Source organism: Maricaulis maris MCS10, from assembly GCF_000014745.1.
GTDB lineage: Bacteria > Pseudomonadota > Alphaproteobacteria > Caulobacterales > Maricaulaceae > Maricaulis > Maricaulis maris_A.
The window spans coordinates 1,882,105-1,904,571 of the sequence record NC_008347.1 but is presented as its reverse complement, the minus strand read 5'-3'; the positions used below and the strand labels follow the sequence as shown (position 1 = coordinate 1,904,571).

The following is a 22,467-nucleotide window of genomic DNA, read 5'->3' as shown; positions in this document are numbered from 1 at the left end:
CGGCATGATACCGAACCAATACCCCTCGCTTGATTTCAATCTCGGTGACACGGCGGAAATGATCCGCGACACCGTCCGTTCCTTTGCCTCCGACGAGATCGCGCCACGCGCTGCCGAGATCGACAAGACCGACGTCTTTCCTGCCGACCTGTGGCAGAAGATGGGGGAGCTTGGCCTGCTTGGCATTACGGTCAGCGAAGACGATGGTGGCACCGGCCTTGGCTATCTCGAGCATGTGATCGCGATGGAGGAAATCTCCCGCGCGTCGGCCTCGGTCGGTCTGTCCTACGGCGCCCACTCGAATCTGTGTGTCAATCAGATGCGGCGCTGGGGCAATGCGGAACAGAAAACGAAATACCTGCCCAAGCTGATCTCCGGCGAACATGTTGGATCGCTGGCCATGTCCGAACCGGGCGCCGGATCCGATGTCGTTTCGATGAAGCTCAAGGCGGAACGCAAGGGCGATCATTTCGTGCTCAATGGCTCGAAAATGTGGATCACCAATGCGCCGGCTGCCAACACGCTGATCGTCTACGCCAAGACCGATACCAGCGCCGGCTCACGCGGTATCTCTGCCTTCATCATCGAGCGCGGCATGAAGGGTTTCTCGGTCGCCCAGAAGCTCGACAAGCTGGGCATGCGCGGCTCGGAGACCGGCGAGCTGGTTTTCGAGGATTGCGAAGTGCCGGTCGAGAACATGATGGGCGACGAGGGCAAGGGGGTCGAAATCCTGATGTCCGGCCTCGACTATGAGCGCGCCGTTCTGGCCTCCGGCCCGGTCGGCATCATGCAGTCCTGCATGGATGTGGTGATGCCCTATATCCGCGAGCGCAAACAGTTCGGAAAATCGATCGGCGAGTTTCAGCTGGTCCAGGGCAAGCTGGCCGACATGTATGTGCGCATGAATGCCACGCGCGCCTATGTCTATGCCGTCGCCCAGGCCTGCGATCGCGGCCAGACCACACGCAAGGACGCCGCCGGCGCCATCCTCTATGCTGCCGAGGGCGCAACCCAGATGGCGCTGGACGCGATCCAGCTGCTGGGCGGCAATGGCTATATCAATGAATTCCCGGCAGGCCGCCTGTTGCGCGATGCCAAGCTCTACGAGATTGGCGCCGGCACGTCGGAAATCCGGCGCTGGCTGATCGGCCGCGAATTGTTCGACGAAACGAACTAGACGCGGATCGACACGGCTGTTTTGATAGAGGCCCCGGCATGTCTGTCGGGGCCTTTTTCACGACCGGATCTCGGTCAGCCCGTCATCTCACCCTGCAGGAGCTTCATATGGTCATCCGCACCATGATCCCCTCGATGGCGGCCCTTGCGATCCTGGTGCTGGCCGGGTGCAACAATGCGTCTGCCGGCGCCCAATCCGGGGCGATGGATCGCTTGTCGGCCTATGACACCATCGACGCCTGCCTCTACCGCAACCCGGCCGCGACAGACCGGACGGCGTGTATCGGCGAGTATGCACAAGCTTGTGAACAATTGGCGGCCGAGGGCGAGACCACGGCCGGCATGCTGGCTTGCCGGGGCGATGAGTATGAGGCTTGGGATCGCTGGCTGAATGAGAGCTATCGCGATTTGCGCGAGAGCCTGTCAGACGAATCCGTGGTCGCACTGCGTGAAGCCCAGCGAAGCTGGATCGCCCATCGTGATCAGGATTGCCTGTTTCTGGCCAGCCTTTATGCCGGTGGCACGCTGGAGCGGGTCGAGCAGGCGAGCTGTCTCACCCGAAAGACAGCCGAACGAGCCATCGAACTCCTGCACTGGCACGCAGACTATCCGCCCTTCTGAGGTGCCGCTTTCAGGCCCAGTCTTACCCGCATAGCGTCATCAATACCGGCCAGCATGCCCTGGGCGGCGTCGTATCCGGCATCGCGCACTTCCTCGAACCGGTCCCAGGAGCGGATATCGACGGAGGTTTCCGGCAGGATCAGCAGGTCCGCCGCTTCCCGGCCCACATCGCGATGGTCAGCGACGCCGATTGTCGCCGCCCGCATCAGCAGCGAGGCGATCGGCGGCGGTGATTTCAGGCCATTCTTGCGAACCCATTCGATAAATCCGGGAGGGTCCTCGAAATCGGACGGATTGAGGCCCTGGGCACGCGTGACATCGACCCCGACTACCGGTCCGCGATGGAAAGCGCGCATTTCGCGGGCCGGGAAATTCGTGAAAACAGCGCCATCGACCAGGATCTGGCCATTCACCACGACCGGTGGCAAAAGGCCCGGAATGGCGATGGAGGCCCGCAGGGCATGCCGGAGCAGGCCGGTTCGGTGGACCTGGGGCCGACCGCTGGCCAGGTTTGATGACAGGCAGAAGAAGGGGCGGACCATTTCCGCGATCTCGACTTCGCCGAAATGCTCCTTCAGACGCGCATCGACTTTCTCACCCTTGGCCAGCGAGACGACGGGCAAGGTCCAGTCATCGAGCGGGTTTGAGTCGACGAAAGCCTTGCGGATCCGCTGCTCCAGCTCGTCATCGGACCAGTCCAGCGCAATCCCGGCCGCGATGATCGCGCCCATGGAGGCACCGCCGACAAAGTCAAACGGCATGCCGGCTTCGCGCAGGGCCCGGATCGCGCCCATATGGGCATAGGCGCGGGCACCGCCGCCGGACACGACCATCCCGACCGAGCGACCGGAGAGGGTGCGGGCCAGCCGGGCGGTATCGGCGACGTGATGGTCCTGGCGCCAGTGGAACACGCGCGATGCCTCGGCCGCATTGGCCCAGTCCTGTGGCCGTGACGCGGCCGTGACCCCACCGGGATGCAGCAAGACCACGTCGAGGAGTTTCAGCTTCATGGCCGGCGACGGGTCATCCGGCAGGAGCGGCGTGGAAGGGCGGGCATCGGCGCGGGCGAATAGCCACATCCGGTCAGCCCGTCCCATGGCCCGCCGGGCCCAGGCCGGGTCCGAAAACCGGGCGGTCAACAGGACAATGTCATGGCCGGCCTCGAACGCGTCGAGTTTCTGGCCACTCCAATCGGAACAGCTTTCGTCGGCGATCCCGCAATTGACGCCCATTCCGGCCAGGGTCGAGGCGATCTCCTTGGACCGATAGTCCAAATCGATCGTCGGCGATGTACTGATCAGGGCGAACACCTTGGGCTCCGACCCGGATGCTCGACGCGGTCCGCGCAAACGAGCCAGCATCATCCGCGATAATTCCCGCATCAGGCTGGCATGCTTGTTGGTGAGGCGTTCGAAACTCGCCTTGGGCAGGCGCACCAGCTCGCTGTCTCGCAGGGCATAGACGCTGGCCGAGTGCGGTGTCTCGTCGAGCATCGACATTTCGCCGACGGGTTCGCCAGTGCGGATGTAGCCGATCAGGTCCGGCCGACCGAGCGCACCACTGCGGAAGGCGGCGAGGGCGCCCGAGCGGACCAGATAGATGGCATCGGCGTCATCACCCTCACGAAACAGCAACTGCCCCGCTGGCAGGCAGAACCATTCAACCTCATGTTCGACCGCGTCGAGCACGGATTTCTCGACCCGGTTGAGGAAGGGCAGGAAGGAGAGGTTGAGGGGCATGGGTCCGCCAGCGATTTGAATCGTCAGGCAGTCTAGGGCCGCAAGTGATGCTTATGAAGGGGGATGGGCGGTTGTTCCGATCCCGTCGTCACGCCGATCAGAACCGTCGGCGCAGGACGAGGTGGGCGACGGGGCGGACCGAACGTGACTGGGTCTCGCCGATGGCGTCGGCGTCAACACGGTCGAGGTCTTCCAGAAGCTGCGTGCGCTCGCCGGTTTCCGGGTCAAACATGATCAGCTGATCCTCGCTTGAGTCCTGGAAATAGGCACCGCCTTCCATGGTGACGCTCCAGGCGTCGACGGTGCGGACGGTGATCCCGGCACCGAAATATCGTGTCAGCGCGTCGATGTTCGAACGGGTCAGCTCTTCCGACAGTTCTGCGTGCGGAAAGGCGTCCGAGGCTGCGCTGCTGGCCTGCCGCATCCAGGTGGGTATGGCGCGGTCACCGCGCGGCGAGATGGTGCCGGCGGACAGGAAGAACTCATCGCCAAACGGGTGAATGTCCACCTGGCCGGAAACCGCTGAAATATCAGACAGGTCTTCGCGACCGTCGGCGAACAGAATCGGCACCGACGAAGCGCTGGAAGTATTAACCCGCCAACGCAACAAAGCGGCGTCCTCGGAGTGGTCGAGTTCGGTCACACCCTCCAGCCAGGCCGTCGAATCGGACACGGGCTGGGCGTCTGAATGCGCCGCACTGCTCGCAAAAAGTGCGGCGGTAACAAATACTTGTACGCGCATATACACCTCCGAAAAGAGACCGGGTCGAGTCTAGCGCAATCCGGCTTCATTCCCTATCAGCCTGCGAGGGAGGACTGAATCATGTCTTAACGGAAAGCCGGACTCATTAAGAATCCGGTGCCCGGTTCAACAATGCAACCTTACGCGGTCGCTTCCTCCCTGCCAAGCACGATAGGGCCTGTTTTGGGCTATTGCGTGGCCGTATCGGCGTCCGTCACGAGATAATCGAGAGGGTCCACCCAGGTGATATTCGGGGCTCCCTGGAAATAATCATCCAGCAGGGCCTTGTGGCCGGAGCCGTACAGGACAAGGACGCGTTCGCCTGGTTCTGCGATGCGAGCCACATTCGCGAAGATATGAATGTTGCGCCCCCACCAATTGGTCATCTCGCGCGCGCCGGCCGGATCCTCCGCGCCGCCCATCTGGGCCAGGAGCAAGTAGAGATTGTGCATCTCCTGCATCTCTTCGGAATTACCCGAAACAAGTCGTTCGAGAACGCTCTTATCCAATGAGTCCGTTTCGGCGATATGTGCCTGGACTTCACCGATATAGCTCTGCCACTCGGCCATGAGCGCCGATTGCCCGGCGGCCTCGGCCGCAGACATCATGGCGTCGAAATCCATGCCGCCCTCGGCGTCGACGGCGTAGAGCCGGTCATGGCCGAGGCGGGCGGCGAGCCGCATGCCGATCTGCTGGCGTTCATTCACGCCAAGCTCGCGTTCGCCAGCAAGGAATTCCGCGTAGCGCGCATTGAAGCCAGCCTCGTGCTCGGGCATCAGCTCGACGGCAATTCGCGTCGGCGCGAAGGCTTCGAGCCGGTCCAGCACCGTGGCGATCTCGGCCTGCCGTGCCGGCGCGAGGAAGTCGTCAACTTCCGGATTGATCATGTCCTCGCCACCACCCGTGAAGTGGAAGGTCCCAAGCACCATGACTTCGGCGGGCGATGGAGCGTCCGAAACCTGGGCGTGGCCAAACGGGGCCAGGCTGAGCCCGGCGGCGATGCTGATGGCTGTCATGATTGCGCGCATGGTTTTCTCCCCTGCATGTGCGTTCAGGGCATCAGGATGCGACCATGGCCCGGTTTGGATGCATGATTGTTTGCTTTCACCGCCATGCGCGGGTTAATCACCCACAACGATTGCTGCTTTCGGGGCCTCCATGACCAAGATCGTTTCCGCGCTCGACACTTCATCCGCGACCTTCCGGGAAAATGCCGCCGCGATGGATGCGCTGGTGGACGATCTCCAGCTGCGCACCGCCGCAGCCGCGGTCGGCGGATCGGAGCGGTCCCGTGAAAAACACCTGTCCCGCGGCAAGTTGCTGCCCCGCGACCGGGTCGAACGCCTCCTCGATCCGGGCTCGCCTTTCCTCGAGATCGGCGCCTTGGCGGCAAACGGCATGTATGAGGGCAATGTCCACGGTGCCGGCATGATCGCCGGCATTGGCCGGGTTTCCGGGCGCGAAGTGATGGTCGTCTGCAATGACCCGACCATCAAGGGCGGTGCCTATTATCCGATGACGGTGAAAAAGCATCTGCGGGCGCAGGAAATTGCCATGCAGAACCGGCTGCCTTGCGTCTATCTGGTCGATAGCGGCGGCGCCAACCTGCCGCACCAGGCCGAGGTCTTCCCGGATCGCGACCATTTCGGCCGCATCTTCTACAATCAGGCCAACATGTCGGCCGAGGGGATTCCCCAGGTCGCGGTCGTGATGGGCTCTTGTACGGCGGGCGGTGCCTATGTGCCGGCCATGTCCGACGAGACCGTGATCGTGCGCAAGCAGGGGACGATCTTCCTGGCCGGCCCGCCCTTGGTAAAGGCCGCGACCGGCGAGGTGATTTCGGCCGAGGACCTGGGCGGGGCCGATGTCCATGCCCGCACCTCCGGCGTTGCGGACCATTATGCCGCCAATGACGAGCATGCCCTGCACACGGCGCGCCGCATCGTCGGCACACTCAACACGGTCAAGCAGACCGATCTCGACATCACCGAGCCGCGCGAGCCGGCCCATGACCCGGCCGAGCTGGGCGGGGTGATTCCAGCCGATATCCGTGCGCCCTATGATGTCCGTGAAGTCATTGCCCGCCTGGTCGACGGTTCCGAATTCGATGAGTTCAAGAAGCTCTATGGCGAGACGCTCGTTACAGGTTTTGCCCGGCTTTACGGCATGCCGGTCGGCATCATCGCCAATAATGGCATCCTGTTTTCCGAGAGTGCCCAGAAGGGTGCCCATTTCATCCAGCTCTGTGCCCAGCGCGGCATTCCGCTGGTTTTCCTGCAGAACATCACCGGCTTCATGGTCGGTTCGAAATATGAGGCAGGCGGTATCGCCAAGGATGGCGCCAAGCTGGTCACGGCCGTGTCGACCTATCGCGGGCCGAAATTCACCGTCATCATCGGTGGCTCCTATGGGGCCGGCAATTACGGCATGTGTGGCCGCGCCTATTCCCCGCGCTTCCTCTTCATGTGGCCCAATGCCCGTATCTCGGTGATGGGCGGCGAACAGGCCGCGGCCGTTCTGGCCACGGTCAAGCGCGACGGCATGGAAGCGCGCGGCGAGGACTGGTCGCTGGAAGACGAGGCGGCCTTCAAGGCGCCGGTGCGCGAGGCCTATGAGGCCGAGGGCAATCCCTATTACTCGACCGCCCGCCTGTGGGATGACGGCATCATCGCGCCGGAAGATACGCGGCGTGTTTTGGGCCTGTCACTTTCGGCGGCTCTGAACGCGCCAATCGAGAAGACCAAGTTCGGCATTTTCAGAATGTAGGTGAGGGCCCGGCCGGGTCTGTGACGCGCTGCCGCGGTGTGCCGGGCCAGACGGCATGGTAAACCACACTGGGAGTGTGGTCATGGCTAGATCTATCTGCATTATTAACGGGCACCCTGACGGCGAGCCGGAACGTTTTGTGGCGGCGCTGTGCGAGGCCTATGCCCATGGCGCGGTCGCGGGCGGGCATGCGGTGTCCCGCATCGATATCGCAGGCCTGCCGATCGACTTCCTGTCGAGCGAGGCTGAATTTGCCGTAGCGCCCGGCGCCGAGATCGTTGCGGCGCAGGAGGCAATCCTCGCGGCGGACCATCTCGTCCTCGCCTATCCCTTGTGGCTGGGCACAATCCCGGCCCGGCTCAAGGCATTTCTGGAGCAGATCGGCCGGGCAGGCTTCCTGCTCGATACCGGCGGCGACAGCCATAAATGGCCGGTACGGCGCATGCGCGGCAAATCGGTCCGCATCATTGTCACCATGGGCATGCCGGGTTTCGCCTACCGCCTCCTGTTCGGCGCCCACAGCCTGAAAGGGCTCGAGGCGGGCATCTTTCGCATGTCGGGTTTCAGCCCGGTCCGCCACACCATTTTTGGCGGTGTCGGCGCCTGCGGGCCGGACGGGCGGCAGGCCATGCTCGACCGGGTCGAGCGGTTGGGACGTCAGGCGCGTTGACCTGGATGCGTGGCCGGGCCCGCCATTTGGTGGCGCTGAACGCCTCGATCCAGCCGTCGAAGTTCGGCATATTCCGCCTGTAGCGCGCGGACAGATCCGGGAGCGGGGCGGCGGCGTATGACTCTCCACAAAGGAGTTTCATCATGGCCCTACGCTTTGCTTTCCTCGCCGCCGTCATTGGCCTCGCCAGCACAATATCGTCACCATCCGGCGCGGCCGACGAGCCGCCGCACGAGGTCGTGTTTCGGGACGGGGCTATCGAGTATCGGGACTATGCACCGCAGATAGCCGCCAGCGTCGAAGTGGATGGCTCAATGGCGCGAGCCGGAAATGCCGGATTCCGGCCGCTTGCGGGCTATATCTTTGGCGGCAACACGGCGCGCAGCGGCGCGGGCTCGGCGGAGATCGCCATGACCACGCCGGTCACCCAGGCGCGGTCCCGGGAAATCGCCATGACGACACCGGTTACACAGTCGAACAGCGGTGATGGTCGTTGGCAGGTTTCCTTTATCATGCCGTCCAGCTGGACGATGGACACCTTGCCGATACCTGATGACCCGCGCGTTGCCCTGGTGGAGGTGCCGGCGCGGCGGCTCGCCGTGATCCGCTTTTCGGGCGGGCCCTCGGATGCCCGTTTCGAAGCCAAGGCAGCCGAGTTGATGGCCTACCTTGCCGATGCGGGACAGGTCGTGATCGGGGCGCCGGTCTATGCCCGATATGATCCGCCATGGGTGCCAACCCCGTTTCGCCGCAATGAAGTGATGATCGAGATCCGGTCCGAACAGCCGGTGGTGCGATAAGACACGAGGCGTGGCACCGTAAAACTCATTTACCGACCGGGGTGACAAAAGGTTAATTCCTGTTAATGCTCCTGTTATCAACCCGCGTTTTCGTGCGGGGAGGAGTGTGTATGCCGGAGTTTCTGGAGCAGGGGCTGAGCTTTGCCCGAGAGGGTTTTGCCGAGGTCAATGCAGTGCTGGGCCTGTTGGTGGCCTTTGTGTCGACTTTTCTGCTCGGAAGTTGGGCGCGATTGCCATTCGTGGCGGTCGGTGCCGTGATCGCGCATATCATCCTGGAACGTCTCGCACCCGTGATTGCAGAGGTCGGAGGCTTTCACCTGCCACCGCTTCTGGAAGCACATTTCTGGCGCGAGGCCGGCGTTCTTTTTGTCGGCTATCTCGTGGTGATCGGAATTTTGTTCGCGATCAAGCGGGTTGTCGTAAAAAGTTGATAAAACTCGCCTCTCAGGAGAACCCGCTTTCCAAGACGAAAAATTCATCAGAACGTTAACACTGCGCACTTGTCTTGGGGTAAGGTGAGCGTGGCGTTAGTGGCGGAAGGGGACCGCGTAATGGAATTTCTCGATCAGATCATGGGCTATATCCAGCCCGCTATTGATTTCTTCATGCCGGGCCTTGTGGCCTATGCCGGCGATGGTGTCGCGGCAGTAAACTGGATGCCGTTGGGAATTCAGCTGGGCGTGATAGCGCTTGTGCTGGCACTTCTGATGCGTGAGTTCGGGGCCATCCTGATCTTCACGGTCGTCGGTGTGATCATTCATGTCATCGTCGATGTGGTGATGCCGATGGTCCGCGGCGGTGGTGCCGGTGATTTCGACATTGCGGCCTTCTTGCAGCAATTCACGACAACACCTTATCTGCTCTATCTCGGCGCTTTGGCGATTGGCTATTTTGTTGCCATCATCATTCTGTCGATGGTCAAGGGCCTGGTTTTCCGCGGCGATTGATCGCCACGGTTGCTCTGGCGCCGTAGGGGCTGCGCCAGGCTGGGGGAAAGAGCGGGCTGCCGGGAAACCGGCAGCCCGTTTTTCTTTGCCGGGTCGGGACAGAGTGTCGCGTTGCCGCTCATTTGTGGTGGCATGGCTTGTTGCGGGGCATTGGGGGGATTAAGCCTAGGGGATTGATTTCATGTGCCCGATGGTTTGGAGACCGCCATGTCCGACGCCCCCGTCCTGCTCGATGTCAGCCCGGCCGGAGTGGCCGTTGTCACATTGAACCGCCCCGACAAGCACAATGCCTTCAACGCTGAGGTCATCAGCCAGCTATCCGATACCTTCGAGACCTTGCGCGCTAATGGCGATGAGGTCCGCATCGTATTCCTGCGCGGCAATGGCGGCAGTTTCTCAGCTGGCGCCGATCTCGACTGGATGAAGGCGGCGGCGCACTACACCGAAGCCGACAATGAAGAGGATGCGTTGGCGCTCGCCACCATGCTCAAGCGTCTTTACGACCTGCCGCAGATGACGGTGGCGCTGGTCCAGGGTGCGGCCATGGGCGGCGGCGCCGGGCTGCTGGCGGCCTGTGATGTCGGTATCGTTATGAAAGATGCCAAGATCCGCTTCTCCGAAGTCCGCCTCGGTCTGACGCCGGCGACCATTTCGCCCTTCGTCATTCGTGCCATCGGCCCGCGTTGGGCTCGGGCCCTGTTCGCATCGGGTGAAGGCTTTGACGGCAATTTCGCTCACCAGATCGGTCTCGCCCAATACGTGGTCGAGAATGAGGATGAGATGGCATTGATGGAAGAGCATCTCGCCAAGCTGGCCTTCTCTGCGGCACCCGGCGCTGTCGCCGAAGCCAAGAAGCTGGTCGATGATGTCACCGGTCGCGAGATCGACCACGGGCTGGCTGTGCATACCGCCAAGGCCATTGCTCGTCGCCGCGCCTCTGACGAGGGCAAGGAAGGCCTGAGCGCCTTCCTGGAGCGCCGCAAACCGGTCTGGGCGGAGTAGCGGACCCTGTCTGCGTCCAACGACCCGCGCGCCTTCCTGCATGCCCGCCGCGCGGCGCTGCGCGCCTGGTTCGTGCGCGGGCCGTGGACATTGGGCGTGTTCGAGTTCATCAGCTTCGGCATCAAGCAGGCCTGGGCCTGCCTGTTTGGCGGGCTGATGCTGGCCATGCTGGTGGTGACCTTTCTCTGGTATCCGGGCGATGCGGCGCTGAGTCGCTATGACGCGATCACGATCTTTGCTGTCGCGATACAGCTGACCCTAATCCTGACCCGCCTGGAAACACTGGAGGAAGCGAAGGTCATCGCCATTTTCCATGTCGTCGGAACGGTGATGGAAATTTTCAAGACCCAGGCCGGCAGCTGGGTCTATCCGGAGGACAGCCTGCTGCGTATTGCGGGTGTGCCGCTATTCTCCGGCTTCATGTATGCAGCGGTCGGGTCCTATATCGCGCGGGTCTGGCGCATTTTCGATTTCCGATTCGACCGATTCCCGAACTTGTGGCTGCAATTCGCTTTGGCAGCAGCGGTTTATATCAATTTCTTCACCCATCACTATGGGCCGGACATCCGGGTATTTCTCTTCCTTGCAACCATGCTGATCTATGGCCGCTGCGTGGTCTGGTTCCGCCCGGACGAGGCGCATCGCCCGATGCCGCTGGTGATTGGCTTCCTGCTGGTCGCGCTTTTCATCTGGTTTGCCGAGAACCTGGGAACCTTCGCGCGTGCCTGGTCATATCCGGGGCAGGAGGTCAGCTGGCACATGGTGTCGCTGGCCAAGCTCGGCTCATGGTATCTTCTGATGATCATCAGTTTCGTGCTGGTCGCCGCTGTGCAATACCGGCGCGAAGATCCTTTACGGGACGATGACTGATTTCGGGACCACACCACGGGGATGACAGGCTCATGATCAAGACCCTTCTGATCGCCAATCGCGGCGAGATTGCCCGCCGCGTCATGCGCACCGCCAAGCGCATGGGTATCCGCACGGTCGCCGTCTATTCCGAAGCCGATGCCGACGCGCCGCATGTGCGCGAGGCGGATGAGTCGATTCTTCTGGGGCCGGCACCGGCGGCTGAAAGCTATCTTCTGGGTGAGAAGATCATCGAGGCGGCCATCGTCACCGGCGCCGACGCCATCCATCCCGGCTATGGTTTCCTGTCGGAGAACGCGGCTTTCGCCGACGCCTGCGCCACCAACAACATCATCTTTGTCGGACCGTCTGCCGATGCGATTCGGGCGATGGGTCTGAAGGACCGCGCCAAGGCCTTGATGGAAGAAGCCGGCGTGCCGGTCACGCCAGGCTATCACGGCGAAAACCAGGACCCGGACCATCTCGCCGCCGAAGCCGGCCGGATCGGTTATCCGGTTCTGATCAAGGCGGTCGCCGGTGGTGGCGGCAAGGGCATGCGCAAGGTCGAGGCGGCTGCGGACTTTCTCGCGGCGCTGGACAGCTGCAAGCGCGAGAGCTCGAAAAGCTTCGGCGATGATCGCGTCCTGATCGAGAAATTCATCACTAATCCGCGTCATATCGAGGTCCAGGTGTTCGGCGACAGCCGCGGCCGGGTGATCCATCTTTACGAGCGCGACTGCTCGCTGCAGCGCCGCCACCAGAAGGTGATCGAGGAAGCGCCGGCGCCGGGCATGACCCCGAATGTGCGCCAGGCCATGTGTTCCGCAGCCATCAATGCCGCCAAGGCCGTCGACTATGTCGGCGCCGGCACGGTCGAATTCATCGTCGACGGCTCCGGCGAGCTGCGCGAGGACGGTTTCTTCTTCATGGAGATGAATACCCGTCTCCAGGTCGAACACCCCGTCACCGAAATGGTCACCGGCCTCGATCTTGTCGAGCTGCAGCTCAAGGTCGCCGCCGGTGGTTCTGTTCCCGAACAGGACACCATCCGTCTCAATGGCCATGCCATGGAAGCGCGCCTTTATGCCGAGGACCCGGTCGCAGGCTTCCTGCCGTCAACGGGGCCGCTGGAACGGCTGGAATTCCCCCAGACCGGCAGCGGGCGTCGTGTCGACACCGGTGTTGAGGAAGGCGGAGAGGTGTCGCTGCATTACGACCCCATGATCGCCAAATTGATCGTGCATGCGGATACGCGCGGCAATGCGGCACAGAGCCTGGCGGCGATGATTGATGAGCTTGTCGTCTATCCGGTTCGCACCAATGCGGCTTTCCTGCGCCGCGCGACGCTGCATGAGGATTTCCTGGCGGCGCGGCTGTCGACCGGCTTTATCGAGGCCAATCTGGAGGCACTCATTCCCGCCACCGTGCATCCTGTGGACGGGGCGTTTGCCCTTTTGGGCGCACTCGACCTGCGACCGATCCTTGGTGGTGCGCTGGATCCGTTCGAAGCGGCTGATGGCTGGCGCCTGAATGCACAGCCCCGGGTCGAGCACCGGTTTGAGGTGGCAGATGAGATCGTCGCGGTCACGCTGTCGAAGACAGGCCGAAGCCTTGTCGTCCGCGTGGGTGACGGGATTGCCGACATCAAGGACCTCGCCATCGAGGACAGCGCGCGGGGGTATGCCTTTGCTGCGCGCGCAGAAGGCGAGGATTTGCGCGCTGTCTGCGAGCCGGTTGGGGAGGGCGTTCTGGTCGCCTGTCAGGGACGGGCCACGGTCTTTGCCTTCGAGAACCCTGAAGCCGCTGCCGACGCGCTGGAAGCAGGCAATGTGATCAAGGCGCCGATGCCGGGCAAGGTCCTGGCCGTCAACGTCAAGGCGGGTGATCGCGTGACCAAGGGCCAGGCGCTGGTCGTGCTGGAAGCCATGAAAATGGAGCATGCCCTGGCGGCGCCACGTGACGGGGTGATCGGCGAGCTGAGCGTCGAAGTGGGCGGTCAGGTCGGCGAAGGCGACGTGCTTGTGGCACTTGAGGCGCTGGAAGACGTGCCGGCCTGATCATCCTTGCAGGGCCTCGCGTGGAAAGAGTGCGTGAGCGCTTTGATCCATTGATGGCTTGTCAGTCAGCCGGCCGGATCGACGCTCGCCACTGACCGATCGTCGACGGGACAGGATGGTTCATAGCCGCACTTATCCCCCCACAGGCGAAAGCGGCACGCGTTTTGCTCTTTCCCGGGTGACATGACGGGAGATGGATCAATGCGTGACACCTATATGGATCAGTTCGGGTCGACATGGTCGGATGACGGCAAGCGGAAATTCCGCCGCGAACCCATAACCGTGCGTCACAACTATCACGAACATCATGCTTTTTCCGATGTGGCCCTGGCGGCCCTGATCGAGCGCCATCCGCGCGACATGATCGATTTTTGCACAATGGGCGACGACGCCACCGATCATGACAGCTGGCGGGCAGGGGATCCCGGCGCTCTGACCGGGCTGGAGCTGATCGAGGCCGTGCGCAAGGGCCGTCTCTGGATCAACCTGCGTCACGCCATGGACCGGGATCCCGAGTATCGCCCGATTTATGCCGCGATGCTGGCCGACATGAAAAAGGCCGACCCGTCCTTCCGGCCGCTGGTGGCCGAGGCCGGCATCCTGATTTCCTCGCCTTCGGCTCAGGTCTTCCTGCACTCCGATGTGTCCGAGACCATGCTGTGGCACATGCGTGGCGTGAAGCGTTTCCGGACTTATCCGCCGCGGCAGCCCTATCTCAACACCGATGATGTCGAGGCAGTGCTGCATCACGACAAGACCGAGGACATTCCCTTTGATCCGGCCTGGGACAAGGACGCCTTCACGGTCGACCTGCATCCCGGCATGGCGGCCAACTGGCCGCTGCACGGACCGCACCGGATCGAGAACCAGTCCGGCGTCAATGTGTCGGTCCCGTTCGAGATTTCGACGCCGCAATCGCGGTTGCAGAACTCCGTTCTCTTCGCCAATGGCATCCTGCGGCGGCAATTCGGCTACGCACCGAAGGAGACGCGGACTGATGGCCTTGGCGCCCTTTTGAAACAGGCGCTGAGTTTTGCCTTCAAGTTGAAGCTTCGCATTTTCGGAGAGCCGGCCAGACCGATGCCGAAATCCGAGCGCACTTTCGACATCGACCCGGATGCTCCGGACGGTCTGGTCAATCGCCAGGCGGCCTGACGGGCCCTTTGCCGGTACCGTTCATCGACGTGACAATGCTGTAAAGCGAAAGGATTCGGGTCCCTTCGCTGTCGCGTTTATGGCAATGTTGAAGCGGGGGTTGATCGTTGAAACATCCAATCTGCCTGGACGCGAAGCCATGATCCGTATTGTCACCCTGTTGTCGGCCGTCACACTGTTTGCCGTGCCACTCGCCCATGCCCAGAACGCAAGCTCACTCCATCCGGTGCTGGAGACGGCCCTGTCGCGGCCGTCCATCACGGTCGATGAGCGCGACTGGCGCTTTATTGTCACCATGACCAATGAGGACGGGGCCATGGTCGGCCAGTTCGACGGGACCCGTCCGGAGGGCGCGCGCTGGGAGCTGGTATCGCCAACGCTGGACGAGCTGTCGGATATGCAGGCGGGCATGTGGACCGGCTTGCAGGAGCCGGACGATGATGATGAAGACAGCGGCCTTTTCTTTTCGGCGGACGATAGCGATATCGCACCGGGCAGCCTGGAACTGGCCGAGGAGACCGCTGACCATCTGGTGTTCAGTTTTCGTCCCGACTTCGAGGGCGAAGAGGCTGCCATGGCCGAGCATGTTCGCGGCGCGCTGACCGTGGCCCGCGAGGACGCTTCGGTTACCCGTTTGCGGATGTGGGCGCCGGAGAGTTTCAAGCCACACTTTGCTGTGCGGCTGACGCAATTCGACATGGTCCAGGAGTACACGGCCATAGATGGCCTGCCGGCACCGGTCCTGACACACCTGCGCCAGTCGATCAGTGGTCGGGCGGCTTTCCAGTCATTCGACCAGAGTTTTGAACTGGCCTTCAGTGAGATTGAATTTCTCGGCGGTGCTGTCGATGTCGAGGTGGACTGAGGTGTCAGGCCCCGGACGTCTTACCGTTGACGGTCGGCGCGCGTAATTCGGGGTAGCGAACAAGCAGGTAGATGCCGCCCGCCTCGAGCGCCAGGGTCAGATAGCCGGTTGGCAGGGTGAAATAGGCATTCGAAAGAATGCTCATCCAGCTGACCAGGTGGATGAGTGTCGCGAGGGCAAAACTGATGCTCGCCCAGCGCGACCGGCGCACCAGAAACAGCAAGGTGAGAATCAGCAGCGGCGCCCTCAGGAAGGGCGCCACAAGCGAGACCGTCGGGGTGTTCTGCAAGACATTCGCGCCGTCAGCCCCGAATGCGTTGAGCTGGTCGAGCCCGAATACAGCGAAGGCCAGCTGGCTGATGAAAAAGAGCGGTGTGACTATCAGCAGGCCGCACACCACGATCATCACGGTTCGAGCGTGTGTCCACGCGCGCGGAGACGGTAGTTGCGACATGCGCCTGATTAGGGGTGGCTTCGGCGCTTCTGTCCAGCCCGCAGGCAGACAGACAGGCAGGCAGGCAGACAGGCAGGCAGGCAGGTCGGCAGGTTGGCCTCGCCAGCGTCGATCCTTTGACCTCATGCCGGAGTCGGCCTAACTGCAGGGGATGGCCATTCATATCGTCAAACTCTGCGTCGGCGTGTCCTCGGTGGACGAGCTGGAAGCGCATCGGGATCGCGAGATGGCCGCGCGCCGGGCTGCCGGTGAGCCGGAAGTCGCCATGCATGTGACCCGCATGTCACCGGCCCGCAAGGACGAGGTCGAAGCTGGCGGCTCGCTGTACTGGGTGATGTCGGGCGCGATCCAGTGCCGCTCGGAAATCATTGCCCTGGAACCGGTTACCGGCGCTGACGGCATCAAGCGGTGCGCCATCATCATGTCACCGCAGATCATCCGCACGGCAGCAGCGCCGCGGCGCCCCTTCCAGGGCTGGCGATATCTCAAACCGGAAGACGCGCCGCGTGACCTGACCGGTGGCGGTGATGGCGGTGATGACATGCCCGGTGAATTGCGCGCGAAACTGCTGGAGCTTGGCGCCTGGTAGCATCCGCTCCCGAGCTGGATCAGCGCCGCCACCGCCAACGCCACCGACACCGACACCGCCACCGCCACCGCGACCCTGACCCAGGGGAATTATCCACCGGGGCTTCACCGGGTTCGGTCGGGACAGGTTTGGGCCCTGGTTTGACTTGCGGGTCAGTCACTCGGTTCGGGAAGCCGGATCTCATACAGGGTCGGCCAAAGTTTGCCGGTGACATAGATCTGACCGGTCCGGGCATTCCAGGCGATGCCGTTGGCGACGGCATCGCGGCGCCCGGCCACCTCGGGCGGCACAAGTGCGGACAGGTCGATCATCGCGTCCACAGCGCCGGTCTCCGGATCAATCCTGACAATGGACCGCGTCTCCCAGATATTGGCCCAGATCATTCCGTCAATCCATTCCAGCTCGTTGAGCCGCCGGATCGGGCGCCCGTTCATCGTGACGTTGATCGTATGGGATAGAGTCATGGTCGCCGGATCGAGAAAGCGCAGCTCCGGTGTGCCATCGGACAGGATCAGGTGCGTTCCGTCGAAAGTCAGGCCCCAGCCTTCGCCGGGATAGGAAAAACTGTTGATCTGCTCGAAGGTTTCCGCATTGAAGATGAAGCCGCGCTCGGACACCCAGCTGAGCATGAAGATCTCATCGCCGATGCGGGCCGAGCCTTCGCCGAAAACCGGCGGGGCAATGGCGACGCTCTGCTCGACCTGACCGGTTTCCAGATCGACCCGGCGCAGGCTCGACTGACCGACACGGCCTGTGCTCTCGAACAGCTCGCCCTCATGGATGAAAAGGCCTTGTGTGAACGCCGCTGGGTCATGTGGATATTCCGCGACCACCTCCGGACGGATGATCTGCGGCGCTTGCGCACAGGCCGCCAGGGGCAGGCCGATCCACAGGGCAGTCAGGGTGAGGATGCGGACGATCATGAGGCGGGCACTCCCGGTAGGCCTGTTCGGCGAGCTTAACCGGAATTCCGGCATCAGGCAGGTGGATTTGCGGCCATGTTATCGATCAGGCGAGTTGAACCCAGCCTGACTGCGGCCAGCACCCGGACGGGCCGGTCGATCGGCCCGTCGCCCAGTTCAGCCAGTGTTGCTGCGCATCGGGCCTCGACATAGTCAACGGCATCAAAGGCGTCACTGGCGGCGGCGAGCGCTGTCGCGGTGGCGTCGGATGTGCTCGCCCCGCCGCTCAATGCCGCGGCAAAGGCCTTGAGGATGAGGTTGAGTTGACCCGCCCGGGTCCGCTGATCGCTGTCCAGATAGGCATTGCGCGAGGACAGGGCCAGGCCATCCCGGTCCCGACCGGTCTCGCCGGCCAGCACATTGATCGGGAAATCGAGGTCTTTCACAAGCTGCCGGATCACCAGCAATTGCTGGTAGTCCTTCTCGCCAAAGAAGGCCATGTCGGGCCGGACCTGGTTGAACAGCTTGGTGACCACGGTGGCGACACCATCGAAAAAGTGCGGGCGGATCGCTGATTCCAGACCGAGAGCCGGGCCCTTCAGGGTCACACCGGCGCTGTAGCCGTCAGGATACATCGCCTCGGGCGTCGGCAGGTAGATCAGGTCGCACTTGGCGTCGGTGAGCTTTTCCGCATCATCGATCAGCGTGCGCGGATAGGCGTCCAGGTCCTCACCGGGCGCAAACTGCTTCGGATTGACGAATACGCTGGCCACCACCCGGTCACATTGGGCCTTGGCCAGCCGGACCAGCGAGACATGTCCGTCATGCAATGCGCCCATGGTCGGTACGAAACCGACGCTCAGCCGGTCCTCCCGCCAGCTGCGGACCCGCGTCCGAAGTGCGGAAATCGTTGTGGCATGCGGTATTTGCTGTGTGATCATGAGGGGGTCCACAAAACGGGTCTCTTGGGGATAATCATAAGCGATGATACAGGCAATTGATGCGATGCCGTCTACAGACAATGACATGAAACGACTGACTGTTTTTATGGCCGCCCTGGCCGTGGCCGGATGTGCGACAACGGCGCCCGAGCCGGCGGCGCAGGATATGGCTGTTGCCGCCGTCGCGCCGACGCGCAATGCCCTGCTGGCCGATGCCATCTCGCGTGAACTGGCACACCTGGCGCGGTTTGATCCGGATGCTGTCGATACCGTTGCGCCGGAACTGCACGCCCTGGCCAATGCGGTTATGGCGCTCAATGCGCCGGGCGATGCGGTCGAATTGCCGGTTGCGCCGGAGCCTGTCCTGACAGACCTGCCGCCGCCGCCGGCGGCCATGGCTGATGCACCCAGCCTCTATCATGGCGTTCACCTGGCCTCTTATCGGCGAGCCGAGACGGCGCAGCGCGGCTGGGACGAATTGGTGCTCGAACATGGCGAAATGCTTGCCGGCCTGCAGGCGCGGCTCAGCGAAACTGACATTGCCGGGCAGGGTACCTATCTGCGCCTGAAGGCCGGCCCCTTCGACAGCGCCGCCGAGGCGCGGGCTGTCTGTCAGCAGCTGATGGCGACCGGTGACTACTGTGCCGTGGTTGACTTCTCCGGGCAGCCCATGGCGGATATGGCAAGGACTGCGGGCGAATAGAATCGCCAAGGGCGCGCCATATGCTGGCGGCTTCGGACGTGGTCGAGATTGGGACGAGATGAGTAGTCAGACCGGTTTTCGCTTGCCTGCCAGACCCTTGGGTCGTGTTCGCGATGGCGTTCAGGCCGCCCATGTCATCGTTGTGGGCAATGAGAAGGGCGGCGCCGGCAAGTCCACCGTCGCCATGCATCTGGCCGTCGCCCTGCTGCGCATGGGCAAGACCGTCGGGGCCATTGACCTTGATCTGCGCCAGCGCAGCTTTGGTCGCTACTTGTCCAATCGTCAGCGCTGGTGCGAGCGCCATGGGGCCTCCCTGCCGCGCCCGGAGGAGATTGTTCTGGCACCGAGCGCCCAGCGCGATCTCGACCTGGTCGAGGAAGAGGAGACCGAGCGTTTTTCCGAGGCCCTGACCCGACTGAAAACCAGTTGCGAATTCATCATTATCGACGCGCCAGGCGCCGACACCCTTTATTCCCGTCTCGCGCACTCCAGCGCCGACACGGTCATCACGCCGGTCAATGACAGCTTTGTCGACTTTGACCTGCTCGCCGAAATCGACCCGGACAGCTATGAGGTTGGCAAGCCAAGCGTCTATTCCGAGATGCTGTGGGAGTGCCGCAAACGCAAGGCCCAGCTGGAGAAACGGTCGATCGACTGGGTCGTGATGCGCAACCGCATCTCGATGCTGGACGCGCGCAACAAGCGACGCGTCGGTGACGGCCTCAAAATGCTGTCGCAACGGATCGGCTTCCGGCTGGCTCCCGGCTTTGCCGAGCGGGTCATCTATCGTGAGCTCTTCCCGCTGGGGCTGACCCTGCTCGATCTGACCGAAAGCGGCTCGACGGTGACGTTCACCATGAGCCATGTCGCCGCCCGCCAGGAACTGCGCGACCTGTTGATCATCCTCAAACTGCCCGGTCTCCAGGGCGCAACCATTCCCTTCTGACATGACGCCATTCGCGCTCGGAATCCTGGCCCTGATGGCCCTGCTGGGCGCGGCCTGGTGGTTTTCCCGGCAAAAGACCGCCAGTGCGGCGCGGATGGTCCGTATCATCCTGGGCGGTGGCGCCCTGCTGGCCGGTGCGATTATCAGCCTGCGTGGTGGGGTCATACTGGGTGGGCCGATCGGCCTGTTCGGGCTGGGCCTGTTGGGCGATGTCCTTCGCCCTGGCCGGTCGGGGTCGGGAGGCGGACGCACCGCTTCCCCGCCATCGGCTAGCCAGTCGATGAGCGTGGCCGAGGCCCGGGAGATACTCGGGGTGGACGCGGATGCCGACGCGGCGGCGATCCGGGCCGCCCACCGCCGTTTGATGAAGAAGCTTCATCCAGATACCGGCGAAGGATCGGCCGCACTGGCGCGTCAGGTGCAAGAGGCGCGCGACCTTTTGCTTGCCAATTTGCCAGGCTGATTACTCAAGGTTGTATTTTGTAGGCTTGTAATTTATCATGGCTTCGACCGTGGAGGGCGATATGCGTCGCAAGCTCAGGCCCGGGCATGATCTGTTCGGGCATCCCTTGCCCGGCGTCCTGCCGCTGACTGAAGAGTCAGACCGCCTGTCCCGCGAGCTCCGTCGCCTGAGCGAAGACGCCTTCCATCACGGTTATGGCCAGAGCGCCTGCCTGATCGAGCTGGCCGCCAATTACATCGAAATGGAATCACACCGGCTCAATCAGCTCTGGCGCCGGCGTTGAACCAGCCCGTCGGGCAGGGTCGCGATCTCTCCACTCATCTCCATCTCCATCAGCATCGCCTGGACTTCGCCGATGGGCAGGTCGGCGGCGCGGGCCAGTTCATCACCCGATACCGGAGCTGGCGACAGGAGGGCGCGCAGGCGTTCCAGGGGGGACAGGGCAGAGGTGTTCGACAAGCCTTCATCAGTCGACAGGCCCGCCTCCTCGTCATCGAACAGGTCCGGCAGGCTCATTGCCGGCAGATCCTCCAGCCCGTGCCCGGGCGGTTCGGGACGGCGGGCCTTCGACAGGATGTCCAGCACATCATCGACGGATTCGATCAGATGGGCGCCATCGCGCAGGAGCTGGTTGGAGCCGCGGGCACGTGGATCGAGCGGCGATCCGGGAACCGCCATCACTTCGCGTCCCTGCTCGGCGGCATAGCGCGCGGTGATGAGGGAGCCCGAGCGAAGCGCGGCCTCGACCACCAGCGTGCCCAGTGCCAGCCCGGAGATGAGGCGGTTGCGGCGCGGAAAATCGCGCGCGGTCGGGGACTGGCCCAACGGGACTTCGGACAGCAGTAGCCCGTCCTCGCCCAGGCGGGCGTGCAGCTCGCCATGTTCGGGCGGATAGATGTGATCAATCCCGCCGGCGAGCACGGCGATGGTTCCGCTTTCCAGAGCGCCGGAATGGGCCGCCCCATCAATACCGCGTGCGAGGCCGGACACGACCACGATATCCTCGCGGCCCAGTCCATTGGCCAGCTCACGGGCAAATCTCAGCCCGACCGCCGAGGCGTTGCGGGCCCCGACCATGGCGCAGGCCGGGCGGTCCAGCAGGGACAGATTGCCGCGCACGATCAGGGTTGGCGGCGGCCCCGGTATCGCGGCGAGCAGGGCGGGATAGTCCGGATCCAGACCGGTGATCAGACGCGCGCCGACACGCTCGATCTGTTCCATTTCGGCTTCGACCGTCTCCGGGCTGGGGATGTCGAGCACCCGCCGACCGGCAGACCGGGCCCGCGCGGGCAGGTCGTCAATGGCGTCGGCGGCATTGCCGTAATGGGCGATCGCCCGGGCAAATCCGATCGCGCCCAACCCTCTTGTCCGCGCGAGGCGCAACCACATCACCCTTTCGGTGTGGCTGGGCCCCGGCTGCGTCATGTCGCCGGAGTGTCGGGGTCGTCCCCGTCGCTGACATCGGCCGACGTTTCGCTCTTCTTGCCACCGATACGGGGCTCTTCGCCCTTGAGCAGGCGGCTGATATTGGCGCGGTGCAGCCAGTAGATCAGCACCGTCAGCAGGCCGGCCATGATCGCCACATCGGGGCGTCCCCAGGCGAGGGCGGCGAACGGCGCGGCGAGCGCTGCAGCCAGCGCGGCGAGGGAGGAGATGCGGAAAATGGCGGCCATGGCCAGCCAGGTGGCGATGACAGTCAGGCCGACCGGCCAGAAGACCACCAGCATGGTGCCGACAAAGGTCGCCACACCCTTGCCGCCCTTGAAGCCGAGCCAGACCGGAAAGCAATGGCCGGCGAAGGCGAAGGCGCCGGCGACCAGCCCGGCGGTGGTGCCGAGGAAATAGCCGAACACCGCCGCCGCGATACCAGCCTTGCCGGCATCGAGAATGAGGGTGAGGGCGGCGAGGTCCTTGCGGCCGGTGCGCAACACATTGGTGGCGCCGATATTGCCGGACCCGATGGCGCGGATATCGCCCAGACCGGCCATGCGCGTCAGCACCAGTCCGAAGGGGATGGAGCCGAAGAGATAGCCACCGGCGGCGGCAGCGAGCGCGATCAGAAGACTGGTCATGTCAATTT

Annotated in this window: 25 protein-coding genes; 17 read left to right on the top strand and 8 right to left on the bottom strand. The window is 63.2% G+C overall.

Features of this window, described 5'->3' with window-relative positions; all coding sequences use genetic code 11:
* Window positions 1–4: 4 nt before the first annotated feature.
* Together MMAR10_RS09010 and MMAR10_RS16185 are read left to right on the top strand one after the other, a co-directional pair.
* The gene (locus tag MMAR10_RS09010; RefSeq protein WP_011643677.1) at window positions 5–1,177 is read left to right on the top strand and encodes an isovaleryl-CoA dehydrogenase; all 1,173 of its coding nucleotides are present in this window, start codon (window positions 5–7) and stop codon (window positions 1,175–1,177) included.
* Between the two features lie 107 nt (window positions 1,178–1,284).
* Entirely contained in the window at window positions 1,285–1,797 is a 513-nt protein-coding gene (locus MMAR10_RS16185) for a lysozyme inhibitor LprI family protein (RefSeq protein ID WP_011643676.1), read from the top strand.
* Here MMAR10_RS16185 and MMAR10_RS09000 read toward each other — a convergent pair.
* From MMAR10_RS09000 to MMAR10_RS16180, 3 genes are all read right to left on the bottom strand, one after another.
* Complete coding sequence (locus MMAR10_RS09000; RefSeq protein ID WP_011643675.1) at window positions 1,782–3,536, bottom strand: patatin-like phospholipase family protein; 1,755 nt, start codon at window positions 3,534–3,536, stop codon at window positions 1,782–1,784. The two genes, MMAR10_RS16185 and MMAR10_RS09000, sit on opposite strands and share 16 nt — an antisense overlap.
* Before the next feature lie 97 nt (window positions 3,537–3,633).
* Window positions 3,634–4,278, bottom strand: coding sequence for a hypothetical protein (locus MMAR10_RS08995; protein WP_011643674.1), 645 nt, complete (start codon window positions 4,276–4,278; stop codon window positions 3,634–3,636).
* Between the two features lie 188 nt (window positions 4,279–4,466).
* On the bottom strand, window positions 4,467–5,306 hold the full coding sequence (locus tag MMAR10_RS16180; protein ID WP_011643673.1) for a DUF5694 domain-containing protein: 840 nt from the start codon (window positions 5,304–5,306) through the stop codon (window positions 4,467–4,469).
* A 130-nt stretch (window positions 5,307–5,436) separates the two neighbouring features.
* Here MMAR10_RS16180 and MMAR10_RS08985 point away from each other — a divergent pair, with 130 nt between their 5' ends.
* The 10 genes from MMAR10_RS08985 to MMAR10_RS08940 all read left to right on the top strand — a co-directional run bounded on the left by MMAR10_RS08985 (window position 5,437) and on the right by MMAR10_RS08940 (window position 15,389).
* The gene (locus MMAR10_RS08985; RefSeq protein ID WP_011643672.1) at window positions 5,437–7,044 is read left to right on the top strand and encodes a carboxyl transferase domain-containing protein; all 1,608 of its coding nucleotides are present in this window, start codon (window positions 5,437–5,439) and stop codon (window positions 7,042–7,044) included.
* Between the two features lie 82 nt (window positions 7,045–7,126).
* The gene (locus MMAR10_RS08980; protein WP_011643671.1) at window positions 7,127–7,714 is read left to right on the top strand and encodes an NAD(P)H-dependent oxidoreductase; all 588 of its coding nucleotides are present in this window, start codon (window positions 7,127–7,129) and stop codon (window positions 7,712–7,714) included.
* 143 nt (window positions 7,715–7,857) lie between these two features.
* Entirely contained in the window at window positions 7,858–8,514 is a 657-nt protein-coding gene (locus MMAR10_RS08975) for an SOUL family heme-binding protein (protein ID WP_011643670.1), read from the top strand.
* 110 nt (window positions 8,515–8,624) lie between these two features.
* Window positions 8,625–8,945, top strand: coding sequence for a hypothetical protein (locus tag MMAR10_RS08970; protein ID WP_011643669.1), 321 nt, complete (start codon window positions 8,625–8,627; stop codon window positions 8,943–8,945).
* Window positions 8,946–9,065: 120 nt separating this feature from the next.
* Window positions 9,066–9,461, top strand: a complete 396-nt coding sequence (locus MMAR10_RS08965; RefSeq protein WP_011643668.1) for a hypothetical protein — start codon at window positions 9,066–9,068, stop codon at window positions 9,459–9,461.
* A gap of 207 nt (window positions 9,462–9,668) precedes the next feature.
* On the top strand, window positions 9,669–10,463 hold the full coding sequence (locus tag MMAR10_RS08960) for an enoyl-CoA hydratase-related protein (protein WP_011643667.1): 795 nt from the start codon (window positions 9,669–9,671) through the stop codon (window positions 10,461–10,463).
* A 72-nt stretch (window positions 10,464–10,535) separates the two neighbouring features.
* A complete protein-coding gene (locus tag MMAR10_RS08955) occupies window positions 10,536–11,333 on the top strand; it encodes a DUF817 domain-containing protein (RefSeq protein ID WP_011643666.1) in 798 nt (265 codons plus the stop codon).
* A 32-nt stretch (window positions 11,334–11,365) separates the two neighbouring features.
* Window positions 11,366–13,369, top strand: coding sequence for a biotin carboxylase N-terminal domain-containing protein (locus tag MMAR10_RS08950; RefSeq protein WP_011643665.1), 2,004 nt, complete (start codon window positions 11,366–11,368; stop codon window positions 13,367–13,369).
* 201 nt (window positions 13,370–13,570) lie between these two features.
* Window positions 13,571–14,524, top strand: a complete 954-nt coding sequence (locus MMAR10_RS08945; protein ID WP_011643664.1) for a hypothetical protein — start codon at window positions 13,571–13,573, stop codon at window positions 14,522–14,524.
* Between the two features lie 139 nt (window positions 14,525–14,663).
* A complete protein-coding gene (locus MMAR10_RS08940; protein ID WP_011643663.1) occupies window positions 14,664–15,389 on the top strand; it encodes a hypothetical protein in 726 nt (241 codons plus the stop codon).
* A gap of 4 nt (window positions 15,390–15,393) precedes the next feature.
* Here MMAR10_RS08940 and MMAR10_RS08935 read toward each other — a convergent pair whose 3' ends face one another.
* Window positions 15,394–15,798 (bottom strand): hypothetical protein, encoded by a 405-nt coding sequence (locus MMAR10_RS08935; RefSeq protein ID WP_190273909.1) that lies wholly within the window; start codon window positions 15,796–15,798, stop codon window positions 15,394–15,396.
* A 196-nt stretch (window positions 15,799–15,994) separates the two neighbouring features.
* Here MMAR10_RS08935 and MMAR10_RS08930 point away from each other — a divergent pair, with 196 nt between their 5' ends.
* On the top strand, window positions 15,995–16,432 hold the full coding sequence (locus MMAR10_RS08930; protein WP_011643661.1) for a DUF1489 family protein: 438 nt from the start codon (window positions 15,995–15,997) through the stop codon (window positions 16,430–16,432).
* A 152-nt stretch (window positions 16,433–16,584) separates the two neighbouring features.
* On the opposite strand, the gene MMAR10_RS08925 is transcribed toward MMAR10_RS08930, so the two are convergent.
* Together MMAR10_RS08925 and panC are read right to left on the bottom strand one after the other, a co-directional pair.
* A complete protein-coding gene (locus MMAR10_RS08925; protein ID WP_011643660.1) occupies window positions 16,585–17,355 on the bottom strand; it encodes a glutaminyl-peptide cyclotransferase in 771 nt (256 codons plus the stop codon).
* 53 nt (window positions 17,356–17,408) lie between these two features.
* On the bottom strand, window positions 17,409–18,275 hold the full coding sequence (gene panC, locus MMAR10_RS08920) for a pantoate--beta-alanine ligase (RefSeq protein ID WP_011643659.1): 867 nt from the start codon (window positions 18,273–18,275) through the stop codon (window positions 17,409–17,411).
* Window positions 18,276–18,360: 85 nt separating this feature from the next.
* Here panC and MMAR10_RS08915 point away from each other — a divergent pair, with 85 nt between their 5' ends.
* From MMAR10_RS08915 to MMAR10_RS08900, 4 genes are all read left to right on the top strand, one after another.
* Complete coding sequence (locus MMAR10_RS08915; protein ID WP_041636891.1) at window positions 18,361–18,978, top strand: SPOR domain-containing protein; 618 nt, start codon at window positions 18,361–18,363, stop codon at window positions 18,976–18,978.
* A 58-nt stretch (window positions 18,979–19,036) separates the two neighbouring features.
* A complete protein-coding gene (locus MMAR10_RS08910) occupies window positions 19,037–19,924 on the top strand; it encodes a division plane positioning ATPase MipZ (protein WP_011643657.1) in 888 nt (295 codons plus the stop codon).
* 1 nt (window position 19,925) lies between these two features.
* Window positions 19,926–20,387, top strand: coding sequence for a DnaJ domain-containing protein (locus MMAR10_RS08905; RefSeq protein ID WP_011643656.1), 462 nt, complete (start codon window positions 19,926–19,928; stop codon window positions 20,385–20,387).
* A gap of 61 nt (window positions 20,388–20,448) precedes the next feature.
* On the top strand, window positions 20,449–20,670 hold the full coding sequence (locus tag MMAR10_RS08900) for a hypothetical protein (protein WP_011643655.1): 222 nt from the start codon (window positions 20,449–20,451) through the stop codon (window positions 20,668–20,670).
* Here MMAR10_RS08900 and dprA read toward each other — a convergent pair.
* Window positions 20,649–21,776 (bottom strand): DNA-processing protein DprA, encoded by a 1,128-nt coding sequence (gene dprA, locus MMAR10_RS08895; protein WP_233353815.1) that lies wholly within the window; start codon window positions 21,774–21,776, stop codon window positions 20,649–20,651. The genes MMAR10_RS08900 and dprA overlap by 22 nt on opposite strands.
* A gap of 32 nt (window positions 21,777–21,808) precedes the next feature.
* Complete coding sequence (gene plsY / locus MMAR10_RS08890) at window positions 21,809–22,459, bottom strand: glycerol-3-phosphate 1-O-acyltransferase PlsY (protein ID WP_011643653.1); 651 nt, start codon at window positions 22,457–22,459, stop codon at window positions 21,809–21,811.
* Window positions 22,460–22,467: the final 8 nt, after the last annotated feature.

What these genes read in the sequence shown, in the direction of transcription:
- MMAR10_RS09010 (WP_011643677.1), top strand. Translation starts at nt 5, where the DNA reads ATGATACCGAACCAATACCCCTCGCTTGATTTCAATCTCGGTGACACG.
- MMAR10_RS16185 (WP_011643676.1), top strand. Translation starts at nt 1,285, where the DNA reads ATGGTCATCCGCACCATGATCCCCTCGATGGCGGCCCTTGCGATCCTG.
- MMAR10_RS09000 (WP_011643675.1), bottom strand. Translation starts at nt 3,536, where the DNA reads ATGCCCCTCAACCTCTCCTTCCTGCCCTTCCTCAACCGGGTCGAGAAA.
- MMAR10_RS08995 (WP_011643674.1), bottom strand. Translation starts at nt 4,278, where the DNA reads ATGCGCGTACAAGTATTTGTTACCGCCGCACTTTTTGCGAGCAGTGCG.
- MMAR10_RS16180 (WP_011643673.1), bottom strand. Translation starts at nt 5,306, where the DNA reads ATGCGCGCAATCATGACAGCCATCAGCATCGCCGCCGGGCTCAGCCTG.
- MMAR10_RS08985 (WP_011643672.1), top strand. Translation starts at nt 5,437, where the DNA reads ATGACCAAGATCGTTTCCGCGCTCGACACTTCATCCGCGACCTTCCGG.
- MMAR10_RS08980 (WP_011643671.1), top strand. Translation starts at nt 7,127, where the DNA reads ATGGCTAGATCTATCTGCATTATTAACGGGCACCCTGACGGCGAGCCG.
- MMAR10_RS08975 (WP_011643670.1), top strand. Translation starts at nt 7,858, where the DNA reads ATGGCCCTACGCTTTGCTTTCCTCGCCGCCGTCATTGGCCTCGCCAGC.
- MMAR10_RS08970 (WP_011643669.1), top strand. Translation starts at nt 8,625, where the DNA reads ATGCCGGAGTTTCTGGAGCAGGGGCTGAGCTTTGCCCGAGAGGGTTTT.
- MMAR10_RS08965 (WP_011643668.1), top strand. Translation starts at nt 9,066, where the DNA reads ATGGAATTTCTCGATCAGATCATGGGCTATATCCAGCCCGCTATTGAT.
- MMAR10_RS08960 (WP_011643667.1), top strand. Translation starts at nt 9,669, where the DNA reads ATGTCCGACGCCCCCGTCCTGCTCGATGTCAGCCCGGCCGGAGTGGCC.
- MMAR10_RS08950 (WP_011643665.1), top strand. Translation starts at nt 11,366, where the DNA reads ATGATCAAGACCCTTCTGATCGCCAATCGCGGCGAGATTGCCCGCCGC.
- MMAR10_RS08945 (WP_011643664.1), top strand. Translation starts at nt 13,571, where the DNA reads ATGCGTGACACCTATATGGATCAGTTCGGGTCGACATGGTCGGATGAC.
- MMAR10_RS08940 (WP_011643663.1), top strand. Translation starts at nt 14,664, where the DNA reads ATGATCCGTATTGTCACCCTGTTGTCGGCCGTCACACTGTTTGCCGTG.
- MMAR10_RS08930 (WP_011643661.1), top strand. Translation starts at nt 15,995, where the DNA reads ATGGCCATTCATATCGTCAAACTCTGCGTCGGCGTGTCCTCGGTGGAC.
- MMAR10_RS08925 (WP_011643660.1), bottom strand. Translation starts at nt 17,355, where the DNA reads ATGATCGTCCGCATCCTCACCCTGACTGCCCTGTGGATCGGCCTGCCC.
- panC (WP_011643659.1), bottom strand. Translation starts at nt 18,275, where the DNA reads ATGATCACACAGCAAATACCGCATGCCACAACGATTTCCGCACTTCGG.
- MMAR10_RS08915 (WP_041636891.1), top strand. Translation starts at nt 18,361, where the DNA reads ATGAAACGACTGACTGTTTTTATGGCCGCCCTGGCCGTGGCCGGATGT.
- MMAR10_RS08910 (WP_011643657.1), top strand. Translation starts at nt 19,037, where the DNA reads ATGAGTAGTCAGACCGGTTTTCGCTTGCCTGCCAGACCCTTGGGTCGT.
- MMAR10_RS08905 (WP_011643656.1), top strand. Translation starts at nt 19,926, where the DNA reads ATGACGCCATTCGCGCTCGGAATCCTGGCCCTGATGGCCCTGCTGGGC.
- MMAR10_RS08900 (WP_011643655.1), top strand. Translation starts at nt 20,449, where the DNA reads ATGCGTCGCAAGCTCAGGCCCGGGCATGATCTGTTCGGGCATCCCTTG.
- dprA (WP_233353815.1), bottom strand. Translation starts at nt 21,776, where the DNA reads ATGTGGTTGCGCCTCGCGCGGACAAGAGGGTTGGGCGCGATCGGATTT.
- plsY (WP_011643653.1), bottom strand. Translation starts at nt 22,459, where the DNA reads ATGACCAGTCTTCTGATCGCGCTCGCTGCCGCCGCCGGTGGCTATCTC.